This is a genomic window from Aphanizomenon sp. CS-733/32 (assembly GCF_028330045.1).
In the GTDB taxonomy this organism is placed as follows: Bacteria; Cyanobacteriota; Cyanobacteriia; order Cyanobacteriales; family Nostocaceae; genus Dolichospermum; species Dolichospermum gracile.
Window position 1 is genome coordinate 1 of the sequence record NZ_JAQMSE010000171.1, and the last position, 12,142, is coordinate 12,142.

The 12,142-nt window shown below is 42.8% G+C and carries 9 protein-coding genes and 2 pseudogenes; 8 read left to right on the plus strand and 3 right to left on the minus strand.

The window, feature by feature from the left end; translation table 11 throughout:
* Positions 1 to 174 precede the first annotated feature (174 nt).
* Positions 175 to 4,296, plus strand: coding sequence for a DNA-directed RNA polymerase subunit beta'' (locus PN471_RS13480; RefSeq protein WP_271777283.1), 4,122 nt, complete (start codon positions 175 to 177; stop codon positions 4,294 to 4,296).
* 53 nt (positions 4,297 to 4,349) lie between these two features.
* Here PN471_RS13480 and PN471_RS13485 read toward each other — a convergent pair whose 3' ends face one another.
* Positions 4,350 to 4,748: a hypothetical protein gene (locus PN471_RS13485; protein ID WP_271777284.1), complete on the minus strand. Its 399-nt coding sequence runs from the start codon at positions 4,746 to 4,748 to the stop codon at positions 4,350 to 4,352.
* Positions 4,749 to 4,947: 199 nt separating this feature from the next.
* Between PN471_RS13485 and PN471_RS13490 the strand changes: the two genes are divergently transcribed.
* A complete protein-coding gene (locus tag PN471_RS13490) occupies positions 4,948 to 5,493 on the plus strand; it encodes a GIY-YIG nuclease family protein (protein ID WP_271777285.1) in 546 nt (181 codons plus the stop codon).
* Positions 5,494 to 5,716: 223 nt separating this feature from the next.
* Entirely contained in the window at positions 5,717 to 6,127 is a 411-nt protein-coding gene (locus tag PN471_RS13495) for a hypothetical protein (protein ID WP_442867157.1), read from the plus strand.
* Here the strand turns inward: PN471_RS13495 and PN471_RS13500 are convergent.
* Positions 6,106 to 6,237, minus strand: a pseudogene (locus PN471_RS13500) (ISAs1 family transposase); the annotation flags it as partial. The gene PN471_RS13495 and the pseudogene PN471_RS13500 sit on opposite strands and share 22 nt — an antisense overlap.
* 506 nt (positions 6,238 to 6,743) lie before the next feature.
* Between PN471_RS13500 and PN471_RS13505 the strand changes: the two are divergent.
* From PN471_RS13505 to PN471_RS13515, 3 genes and pseudogenes are all read left to right on the plus strand, one after another.
* Positions 6,744 to 7,694, plus strand: coding sequence for a nucleotidyl transferase AbiEii/AbiGii toxin family protein (locus PN471_RS13505; RefSeq protein WP_271777286.1), 951 nt, complete (start codon positions 6,744 to 6,746; stop codon positions 7,692 to 7,694).
* Positions 7,695 to 7,838: 144 nt separating this feature from the next.
* Positions 7,839 to 8,339, plus strand: a pseudogene (locus PN471_RS13510) (transposase); the annotation flags it as partial.
* Positions 8,340 to 8,530: 191 nt separating this feature from the next.
* Positions 8,531 to 9,307, plus strand: coding sequence for a class II aldolase/adducin family protein (locus tag PN471_RS13515; protein ID WP_271777288.1), 777 nt, complete (start codon positions 8,531 to 8,533; stop codon positions 9,305 to 9,307).
* A 48-nt stretch (positions 9,308 to 9,355) separates the two neighbouring features.
* Here the strand turns inward: PN471_RS13515 and mnmA are convergent, their stop codons facing one another.
* On the minus strand, positions 9,356 to 10,408 hold the full coding sequence (mnmA, locus tag PN471_RS13520) for a tRNA 2-thiouridine(34) synthase MnmA (RefSeq protein WP_271777289.1): 1,053 nt from the start codon (positions 10,406 to 10,408) through the stop codon (positions 9,356 to 9,358).
* A 211-nt stretch (positions 10,409 to 10,619) separates the two neighbouring features.
* Here mnmA and psbP point away from each other — a divergent pair, with 211 nt between their 5' ends.
* Positions 10,620 to 11,168 carry a photosystem II reaction center PsbP gene (psbP, locus tag PN471_RS13525; RefSeq protein WP_271777290.1) on the plus strand — a complete coding sequence of 183 codons (549 nt, stop codon included), beginning with the start codon at positions 10,620 to 10,622 and terminating at the stop codon, positions 11,166 to 11,168.
* A gap of 204 nt (positions 11,169 to 11,372) precedes the next feature.
* A complete protein-coding gene (locus tag PN471_RS13530) occupies positions 11,373 to 11,966 on the plus strand; it encodes a nucleoside triphosphate pyrophosphatase (protein ID WP_271777291.1) in 594 nt (197 codons plus the stop codon).
* The last annotated feature ends 176 nt before the right edge of the window (positions 11,967 to 12,142 follow it).

The window sequence follows — 12,142 nt, forward strand, 5'->3', positions numbered from 1 at the left end:
GGGGAGCAGGGGAGAAAATTATATTCTTCCTCTTCTTTCTTCCTAAACTCTTACCCCTCCGCTCCTTTGCCCCTCAGCCCCTCTGCCCCTCAGCCCCTCAGCCCCTCTGCTCCTTTGCCCCTCCGCCCCTTTGCCCCTCTGACTCCTTCAACTAACAACTAACTCCTAAAAATTATGACTAAAGCAGTTTTTCGCAATCTGGTGGTGAACAAGGGTAAATTAAGAGACTTGATTTCCTGGTCTTTTACCCATTATGGAACGGCGCGGACGGCGGTGATGGCGGATAAACTCAAGGAGTTGGGTTTTCGCTATGCGACGAAAGCGGGGGTGTCTATTAGTGTGGATGATTTGATGATTCCACCTTCCAAAAAGGAACTGCTGGAGGCGGCAGAGACGGAAATTTTGGCGACGGAGGAACGCTATCAACGGGGAGAAATTACGGAAGTTGAACGTTTCCAAAAGGTAATTGATACTTGGAATAGTACCTCAGAGGCGCTCAAGGATGAGGTGGTGGTGCATTTCAAAAAAACCAATCCCCTCAACTCTGTGTATATGATGGCTTTTTCCGGGGCGCGGGGGAATATTTCCCAGGTGCGGCAGTTGGTGGGGATGCGGGGACTGATGGCAGATCCCCAGGGGGAAATTATAGATTTACCAATTAAGACCAATTTCCGCGAGGGGTTGACGGTTACTGAATATATTATTTCTAGTTATGGGGCGCGGAAGGGGCTGGTGGATACGGCGCTGCGGACTGCTGACTCTGGGTACTTAACCCGGCGGTTGGTGGATGTGTCCCAGGATGTGATTGTGCGGGAGTTTGACTGTGGCACTAATCGCGGGTTGACGATTGGGGCAATGGTGGAGGGGAATAAAACCCTGATTAAACTGGCGACACGGTTGATGGGTCGGGTGGTCGGTGAGGATGTGGTGCATCCAGAAACAGGGGAAATAATTGCCCATCGGAATACCCCCATTGATGATGACTTGGCGATCGCTATCCAAAAAGCCGGGGTTCAGAAGGTAACAGTCCGCAGTCCTTTGACCTGTGAGGCGGCCCGGTCTGTGTGTCAGCACTGCTATGGCTGGAGTTTAGCCCATGCCAAGATGGTGGATCTCGGTGAGGCTGTGGGGATTATTGCGGCGCAAAGTATTGGTGAACCGGGGACTCAGTTAACCATGCGGACATTCCACACCGGGGGTGTATTCACGGGGGAAGTAGCCCAACAGGTGCGATCGCAGGTGTCAGGAACAGTGAAAATTCCGCGCAAGTTACAAACCCGTCCCTATCGCACCCGTCATGGTGAGGATGCCTTGTATGTGGAAGCCAATGGAACTTTGACAATTGAAGGGGATAAGAAATCAGGAACGGGGGAAAGCCAAGAAATTGCTGTTACCCAAGGTTCGACTCTGTATATCCACAATGGTCAACAGGTATTGGCAGATCACTTGGTGGCGGAGGTAGCGCTGGGGGGTAGAACTACCAGAACCAATACGGAAAAAGCCGTCAAGGATGTGGCGACCGACTTGGCTGGTGAGGTGAAGTTTGCCGATGTGGTGGCGGAACAAAAAACCGACCGTCAGGGTAACACCACTGTCACAGCCTCTAGAGGGGGGTTGATTTGGATTCTGTCGGGGGATGTATATAATTTACTGCCCGGAGCAGAGTTGGTGGTGAAAAATGGCGATGCGGTGGAGACCAATGGAGTCCTAGCGGAAACCAAATTGACCACAGTGCATGGGGGTGTGGTGCGCTTACCAGAGGCAATTCCGGGGAAAGCCACCAGGGAAATTGAGATTATTACCGCTTCCGTGGTGTTGGATCAGGCGGCGGTGACTATCCAGAGTTCCCAAGGACGGAATAGTTACCTGATTACCACCACCAATCCTGATAATGGGGCGATATCGGAGTTTAACTTGCGGGCGACTCCCGGGGCGAAGGTGCAAAATGGTCAGGTAGTGGCGGAATTGATTGATGACCAGTACCGGACCACCACTGGGGGCTTGCTGAAGTTTGCCGAAGTGGAAGTCCAGAAAAAAGGGAAAGCCAAATTGGGCTATGAAGTAGTCCAGGGGGGAACCCTGCTGTGGATACCAGAAGAAACCCATGAGGTGAATAAGGATATTTCCCTGTTACGGGTGGAGGATGGCCAATATGTGGAAGCGGGGACTGAAGTAGTTCAGGATTTATTCTGCCAAACCGGGGGGGTAGTGGAAATTACCCAAAAGAACGATATTTTGCGGGAGGTGGTGATTAAACCCGGTGAACTGTTGATGGTGGATGATCCAGAAGCAGCGATCGCCCATGACAATACTTTCTTGCAACCCGGTGAGGAACTGCAAGGGACTGTAGCCACAGAATTGCGCTATGTCCAGTATGTAGAAACTCCCGAAGGTCCAGGCTTGCTGAGTCGTCCGGTGGTGGAATTTGCCGTCCCCACCAACCCTGATGTTCCCGCTACCACTTCCGTGAGTCAACAGACTGGGCGCTCGATTCAACTGCGGGCAGTGCAACGGATTCCCTACAAGGATTCGGAACGGGTGAAGTCGGTGGAGGGTGTGGAACTGCTAAGGACACAGATTGTCCTAGAAATTGAGCAGGACACGGAAGGAGAACATGGCAGTTCCCCCTTGGCGGCGGACATTGAACTGATTGCTGACCCAGAAGATCCAGAGATTCAAAGATTGCAGTTGGTGATTTTAGAGTCTTTGGTCGTGCGCCGAGACATTACCGCCGATGCCACCCAAGGCAGTACCCAAACTAATTTGGAAGTGGTAGATGGTGAAACCATTGAACCAGGGGCAGTGGTAGCCCGGACGAAGATATTGTGTAAAGAAGGGGGCATAGTTCGGGGCGTGCAACAGGGGGCGGAAACAGTGCGCCGATGTTTGGTATTGCGTGCCAATGATTTGGTGACAGTGAATACCAATGTATTGCCCACCGTCAGTAAGGGTGATTTGGTCGTGGAAGGAAGTGCGATCGCGCCGGGGATATTTGCGGCTGAATCAGGGCAGGTAGTGGAAGTGAAAGCAGGTGACAGGGAACAGAGAATAGGTGACAGAAATGCTTCTTCACTGTCACCGTGGCGTAGCACCTCTAACCTGTCACCTTCTTCTCACACCATTACTCTCCGCGTCGGTCGTCCTTACCGAGTCAGTCCCGGTGCAGTGTTACAAGTAGAAGATGGGGATTTGGTGCAACGGGGTGATAACTTAGTGTTGTTGGTATTTGAACGCGCCAAGACAGGGGACATTATCCAAGGTTTACCCCGGATTGAGGAACTGCTAGAAGCCCGTAAACCCAAGGAAGCCTGTATTTTAGCCCGTCGTCCGGGGGAAGTGAAGATAGTCTATGGCGATGGGGATGAGGTGACATCCATCACTAGAGAAGCCTACGCCATTAAGATTGTCGAAGCCAATGGTACTGTTACTGACTATCCTTTAGGACCTGGACAAAACCTGATTGTTCCCGACGGGGCGCACATTGTAGCCGGACAACCCCTGACAGACGGACCCTCCAACCCCCACGAGATTCTGGAGATATTCTTCAGTTTGGGGTCAGAGGATGGGGTCTATGCCTGTGCTTCCCACGCTTTGCAGAAGGTACAAACCTTTTTGGTGAACGAGGTGCAGATGGTGTACCAATCCCAAGGGATTGACATTTCCGACAAACACATCGAGGTGATTGTCCGGCAAATGACCAACAAGGTGCGGATTGATGACGGTGGCGACACCACCATGCTACCAGGGGAACTGGTGGAACTACGGCAGGTAGAACAGGTGAACGAAGCCATGGCCATTACCGGTGGGGCGAGGGCAGAATACACTCCCATGCTGTTGGGGATTACCAAGGCATCGTTGAACACCGACAGTTTCATCTCCGCTGCTTCTTTTCAAGAAACCACCAGGGTCTTAACAGAAGCTGCCATTGAGGGCAAATCGGACTGGCTGCGGGGACTGAAGGAAAACGTGATCATTGGGCGCTTGATTCCGGCGGGAACTGGCTACAATACCTACGAAGAAGCAGGGGTAATTGACGATTACGTAGTAGACATGGGCAATGGCATCTTAGACGAAGTGGATGATCCACTGGACATGGTGCTAGATGACCGCACAGCGAAACTCTACAACCTGGATGCACCGGGCATGGGCGACGGTGGCTTTGGTAGCAAGATCGGGGAACGACTACTCCTCGATGAGGATGATTTAATTGCTGATGAAATTAACGACCTAGTTATAGAAGAGGACGATGATTTCGAGGAAGAAGATGACGATGATGATGATTTTGATGATGAGTAAAATCTAGTTAAATAATGGATAATTGGTAATGAATAATTATCCATTATCCATTATTAAAAATCACCTAACTTGATTTTAATTCCAGAATCTAGGGGAGGAACTTTAAGATATTCAACTGGCTCATAAGGTTTACGATTTGAGTTATTCGTATTAGGGCATAATTTCAAAAAAGATTCTGGATTTTTGATATAATCAAGAGGATTTGCTTTTTTACATTCTGGCTTGCTAATACTAAAATATGGTTCAGGTTCAGAATTAACTTGAGGTATTTGATGCCAATAACTATCAATTGTGATTGGTTGGGTGATTAAATCTGCTGATTGATGATGTTCAACTTCGACGTTAGAGACTGGTTGAGTTTTAGCATTTACACCTTTATGGGCAAAAAACTCACATAACAAAAAAGTTAGGATTCCTACGGAGCGCTTCGCTATCAAAAAAGGTAATTTCATTTGATTATGGTGAAGAAGTGGCAAGTTTTTGGTTGATGATTACAATATAACCTTTCCTAGTCTGATGAAATGCAAATTTATCTGCGTTTATCTGCGTCCATCTTCTTCCATATGCGGTTAATTATTTCTTGATGCTGTATATAACTTTTAATTTTCGGGTAATTAATTGTCACTCTTTGAGCAAATTTCTAATTTATTTATGACAACAGAAATAAACTTACCAACCCTAGCTAGTTTGGAATATCATCCTTATATTGATCATGATGGTGAAATCATAGTTACCTTTCAAGAAAAAATTGGAGTTTACGCAATTTTTAATCAGGATAAAATTCTACAATTTATTGGCTATTCCCGTGATATTTATCTAAGTTTAAAGCAGCATTTAGTCCGTCAACCCCAAAATTGTTATTGGGTAAAAGTCCAAACTATAGAACGTCCTAATCGAACAATTTTAGAAGCTATTGAAAGTGCTTGGATTACGGAAAATGCTAATCCTGATCTTCCGAATATCGAAAATAAACACAAATGGAATAATCCTATAAATGTGAAAGCATTAATGACACCAGAAGAAGAAAATAATTATCAAAATATAGCTATTGATGAATTAGGAAAAAGCAATGTTTTAAAAAATGTGGCGCGGCGGGTTGAAGAAGAAATTTTAGGAGTTCTCAAAGACCGGGGAGTCAATACTCAAATCCGCTTTAATCCCAAATTAAAAGAAACAGGATTATTAGATTTAAAATGAATTACAGCAAATTGTCATCAAACCTGGAACAATTTTACCCGCCCTGACCATTTGATGATACCTGAGTTCGACATAAGATATTTTTGGAAAACTGCCGCAAATATGAGTCTTAAACCCTTATGATCTCGTTGCTGTTCGCGAAGCGTCTCCGAAGGAGAAACTCCTAACACCGAACTCAGGTGAAGTCGGGATTAAGCGTTCTGGGAGAATTGAGTCAATTGCTTTGCGAGAAGGGGCGGATGTTAAAAAAGGACAAGTATTAATTAAGTTAGATGACAGTAATGATCAACTGTTACAAGAGCAACTACGAGGAAATGAAGCACGGGTAACGTCTGCACAATCCGATGAACAACAGGCATTTGCCGATGTGGATAGGGTGCAAAGCGAACTTGAACAAATTAATAGTCAAATTAGGGAAGCAAAGCTCAATTTACAACAGTCGGAGGGGGATACCCAAGGACGAACTCAACAGGCAAAATCTAATGTAGCGGCGGCTAAAGCTCAATTATTACAAACTCAAGCTCAAGTTAAGCAAACAGAGGCAGAGGTAAAATTAGCGAGAATTAACAGCGATCGCTATGCCCAGCTGATCAAAGAAGGTGCTATTAATCAAGAATTCTCTATACCCCAATGAGTGCGGACTGATTCTCCTAGTAATTTCGCATTATTTGTCAAACTACTTATATAATAACCTGTCTCAACCTTCGTTTTTCCATTAACTTTTCGTATATATTCTACCATTCCTTGACCAAAAATCTTTAGCAGAATTAGAAATTAAGGACTTAGTAGACAAATTAAAATACCATCAAATATCGGACATAGAAATAACCGAAAAATTCAAATTAAACTGTCTTACTAGCTTTTTAAACATAATAAAAAAGATAGATTTTTGGTGTGTATAATTTATTTATTGGTGGCTACTTAATTTTTAAAAACTATAGCTTTTAATTAGTCGTAGATGTAGTTTTTGCATACTACTTTTTGAAGTGCGGAATGTCGGCTATAAGGATTAGATAGATTGCGATAGCGAAGCGCGACCTAGGAATCGCATTGTTTGTGAGAAATGCGGGTTACGAGAATGCGTCATTTTGGGCTTCAGGGATTCTATCTCACGATGGCTAGAAATACCTAAATTCGTTGGTTAAATCTAGAATGAAATAGCCCTGATATGTAGGGTATAATGGTAATATGGCTGTAATTGACAATTATGACAAATAATATTCAAAATCCTCAACTCCAGTATAACCCCAATGTTAATTAGACTTCAAATTAAAACTCCAGAAAAATTACCGTTTTTAGCAAAATTATGTTGGCAAAGAGAAAATATAGAAAATCTTACTTCTTTAGAAATGCTGAGAATATATGAACGAGGGTGGCACTACCGGGGAGTTTTAGGCGACTTGAGCCAAATAGAAGCCTTATTTGTGCAACAATTAGCTGAATATTATCATTCATGGTTAGGAGCAAAAATGTTTGAAAGGGAATTTCATCAAAAAATTTTAATTGTTCTTAATCAATTAAATGCTAATTTTTTATTAGAGTGTGGCGCATATTTTGGCGGTGGGACTCTGGTTAGTTTAAATCATGGGGAATATAGATTAAGCAAGGATATAGATTTTCTCTGTTCCACTGGTACTGGCTACCGATTACTGCGCCAAAAAATAGCTGGAAATCAATATAATGCCCTTTTTAATACTCAAAATAACCTCAAGCTACCCGGAGAAATTAAAGCTGACCAGTACGGAATAAGATTTGCTATTGTAGTTAATGAAACTCTGATTAAATTTGAGATAATTATGGAAGGACGGATTGAATTGGGAGCAGCAGATTATCCCAGTTGGTCGCCTGTCCCATGCTTAAATCAAATTGACAGTTTTGCGGAAAAACTTTTAGCTAATTCTGACAGATGGAATGATTCCTCGGTAGAGTCGAGAGATTTAATTGATTTGGCTATGCAAAGGCTCAATTCTCCCATTCCTCAAGCAGCTATTGAGAAGGCAGAATCAGCTTATCCTGTAATTGAACCTTTAAAAAAAGCAATCGCCTTTTTCCAAAATCACCCCAATTATCGAGACAAATGTTTTACGGCTTTGAGAATTGCCGAACCTAGTAAAATTATTGATGGTATTGATTTAATGGCGGCTGATTTTAATTTAAAAAAGACACCTAGAACATTTAGCGAATCTCAACAAGACTGGTAATGACGAAACTATTGGCAATTAGGCTTAAACCCAATGAAGATTTAAAGCAAGGCCTCAAGCCCGGATTTCTCACAAATAACTAAAAAAAAGGGGTCAAAACCTGCGAAAATGTATATGTAGAAAGCATTTTAGCAGTTATAAAGTATGACCCCATTAACAACAGATAGTACATCAAAACAGTTCAAGTTTGAAAGAGAAAAACTCCCACCAATAGTAGTTAATTTCCAGGGTGGGCAAGTAACATCAGATGCAGGTTTAAGTTTAATTGCGGAAATAGACCGAAAATTGCAAATAACATCACGGTTAGCTAAGTGTTTCCAAGACTACAGAAAGCCAAATAAAACACTACATCCTATAGAAAGCTTATTAACACAACGGATATATGGCTTAATCATGGGATATGAAGACTTAAATGACCATGAAGAATTACGTCATGATCCCATGTTCGCACTGGCATTAGGAAAAAGCATTGGTCAAGAGAATGAACCATTTACCTTGGCTGGAAAGAGTACATTAAATCGGATAGAACATTGTCCTGAAAATGTAGAACAAGGAGCAGAAAGTCGCTACCATAAAATTAGTCATTCTCAAGAAGAGATTGAGAAATTATTTGTCAACATATTTTTAGAATCTTATTCATCACCACTTAGTTTTGCTGTGGTGTTGTTGATTATTAGTGTGAGTAAATTTCGTAATCAATTGAGTTAATATTGGCCTATGGCCTAATGATTTTAGGTGAAGATTGAAAACGAGGGACAACACCTGTTAGATTAAAATATACTGACAGCTTCAAAACTATTCATTCCTTGTTGAAAATATTCTCGACAAAGGTATATATGACTGAAAAGCCTATACAAAAACCCAATAGTCCCCAAATTCCCACTTTTACCTCCATTCCTGAAGAAAGATTGCACCGTCAACAGCGACTAGCGGCTGCATTGCGGCTATTTTCCCGATTTGGATTTGATGAAGGTGTTGCTGGACACATTACAGCCCGTGACCCAGAATACCCTGAACATTTTTGGGTGAATCCTTTTGGAATGCACTTTGGTTTAGTTAGAGTTAGTGATTTGATATTAGTTAATCAGCAAGGTGATGTAATTTACGGTAATCGTCCGGTAAATCGCGCTGCTTTTGCTATTCATTCTCAAGTTCATGCAGCCCGTCCTGACGTGGTAGCGGCGGCACATGCTCATTCTATCTATGGTAAAAGCTGGTCTAGTCTTGGTCGTCTGCTTGACCCCCTGACTCAAGATGCTTGTTCTTTTTACGAAGACCACAGTATATTTATTGACTACACGGGAGTTGTTCTCGACCCGGAAGAAGGTAAGCGCGTTGCTGAAACTTTGGGAAAAAATAAAGCTGTTATTCTCAAGAATCACGGCTTGCTGACGGTAGGTAAAACTATTGATGAGGCTGCTTGGTGGTTTATCACGATGGAGCGTTCTTGTCAAGCTCAATTATTGGCGGAAGCTGCTGGAGTACCTAGCCTGATTAAGCGGGAGTATGCGAAGATAGCTTATAGCCAAGTGGGTTCTCCTGAGATGGGTTGGTTTAGTTTTCAGTCTTTGTATGAGATGATTGTGCGGCAAGAACCCGATTTTCTGGAATAATTTCTGTTGCGGTTATAGGGACAAAGAAAGGGCGCAGGCCCTGCGCCCCTACGATTGTTCGATGATTCCGCCACCTAAGACTTTTTCGCCGTCGTACCAAACCGCTGCTTGTCCGGGGGGAATGCTGAATTGTGGTTCATCAAATACTAACCGGACGCGGGAATCTGGGAGGGGAATGACTGTGACCGGTACGGGTTGGGAACGATAACGGATTTGGACTTCGGCGCAAATGGGGGCGACGGGTTCAGCCATGGAAACCCAATTTACTCGATTTATTGTACATTCTGACTGAGTTCCTTTGGTGCGATCGCCTACAACTACTTTGTTATTTGCTGCATCTAACTCAATCACATACAAGGGTTCGGCGGCGGCGATGCCTAAGCCTTTTCGCTGACCAATGGTGTAATGATGAACACCATCATGTTGTCCCAAAACTTTACCAGTGGTATCTACAATATCACCAGGTTGAGGAGCTAAATATTTATCTAAAAATGCCCGCATAGAACCATTGCTTTCGACTAAGCATAGGTCTTGACTTTCTGGTTTATCAGCGGTTTTTAAGTTGTATGCAGCGGCAATTCTGCGAGTATCGCTTTTATTCAGTTCACCCAGAGGAAAAATTGTTGCCCCTAATAAGTCTTGGGATAAGTCATAGAGGAAATAAGATTGATCTTTGTTACGGTCTACGGCTCGTAATAATTGGTAACGATTAGTGGTGTCATCATAGCGGATTTGGGCATAATGACCTGTGGCGATTTTAGCCGATGCCAATTTTTCCCTTGCATATTCCACCATTGGCCCAAATTTCACTGTTTTGTTACATTGGGAACAAGGCAATGGTGTAATGCCTACACTGTAACCTGTGACTAAAAAATCAATAATTTCTGTTTGAAAGACATCCCGAATATCAACAATTTCATGGGGTATACCCAATTGTTCACAAATATCAGCCGCGTCGATCATTCCTTCAGAGCAACATTGCCCTTTGCCTTTCATTAGCCAAAGAGTTAAACCAATTACATCATAGCCTTGATTATGCAGCATAGCAGCAGCTACTGAACTATCAACGCCACCGGAAAGACCAACGACAACTTTTTTCATACTTTTAGATGTGCTTGCGGCTTATTTTGACAACAAAGAGGTTTTTTATTTGACCACAAGGTGCAAGACTGTCCAATTGTAGCACACATACTTATCAAGGCTGAAGGGGATGACAAAAGTAAAGTCTCCAGATTGTCCAGATTAGTGAGAAAATAAAAACTTGCAATTATCTTTACCTTGTATTGTTGACGGATCAAAGGAATTGGAAAAAATGTGGCAAAGAATTACGTTGATCTTATTATTGGTGTTGAGCTTCAGCTTGAGTAGTGTTGGTGTGGCTAATGCGGCTGGTGGACTGAATAGGTTTGTAGATAGTGCTGACGGTTATCAGTTTTCTTACCCAAATGGTTGGTTACAGGTTAAGGTTGGTGATGGGCCTGATGTGGTGTTTCACGATTTAATTGAAGTATCAGAAAATGTGTCTGTGGTGATTAGTCCGGTTGCTTCTGGTAAAACTTTGGCGGAATTGGGAACGCCAACGGAAGTTGGTTATAAATTAGGAAAGGTGGCTCTTGCTCCTGTAGGTTCTGATCGGACTGCTGAGTTAATCAATGCGGCTGAAAGGGAAGTAAATGGGAAAATTTACTACTTTCTAGAATATGCGGTTAAATTTCCCAATGGACAGGAAAGACATAATATTTCTAGTGTGGCTATTAGTCGTGGTAAGCTGTTTACCTTTAATGCTTCGGTTCCTGAGAGACGTTGGCAGAAGTTGCAACGGATGATTGATGAAGTTGTGAGTTCTTTCACTGTTTATTAATCACTAGAAATAGTGGTAATTGACAATTAACTATTATCAATTACAAAAAAAGGAAAAGGGAACGGGGAACAGGGAACAGGGAACAGATAAGAAACTAAAGTTTCACCAGTTTAAATCCCAGTCAAAAAAACATGTTTTTAAGTAAGCCATAGTGTTGCCCTTTCCCTGTTTCTTCTCAACTAAAAATTACTTATACAACAATTTATGAAAATTCCGCAATTTGTCCTTGCTTCTGCTTCTGTTGCTCGTCGTCGGTTATTGCAAACTGTGGGAATTAAACCTATAGTTTGTCCGAGTGATTTTGATGAGTCACAAATACAACTAACTGAACCTGGGGAATTGGTGAAAACCCTGGCTAGGTGTAAAGCGGAAACTGTGGTTTCCCAATTTCCAGCGGCGTTGGTGATGGGTTGTGATTCGGTTTTGGCTATGGGTGGGGGGATTTACGGTAAACCAGGGGATGCTGATGAAGCGATCGCTCGGTGGCAATTGATGCAAGGTAATTTTGGTGACTTGTACACTGGTCATGTTTTGATTGATACTACTAAAAATCAAACTGTGGTTAAATGTCAAGTTACTAGGGTGTATTTTGCGAAAATGAGCGATCGCGCTATTCTTGCTTATGTAGCTACAGGTGAACCTCTTCAATGCGCTGGAGCATTTGCTTTAGAAGGGTTTGGGAGTTTATTTGTGGAGAAAATAGAGGGTTGTCACAGTAATGTTATTGGTTTGAGTTTACCCTTATTACGGCAGATGATCGGGGAATTAGAATATGAAGTTACAGATTTTTGGGGATAGTTAAGTAATTCGTTGTTTTTTACATCCAGCGTATTTGTCTATTTTAGGAAATACTGTGTTTTTCCTATTTTTAGATTTGGATGATTAGAAAATATTATATTTACTCAAATTACTTCATATAATTAATTATGTTTTCACTTACAAGCATTGCTAATTGATTCTTGGTCTGGCTTAAA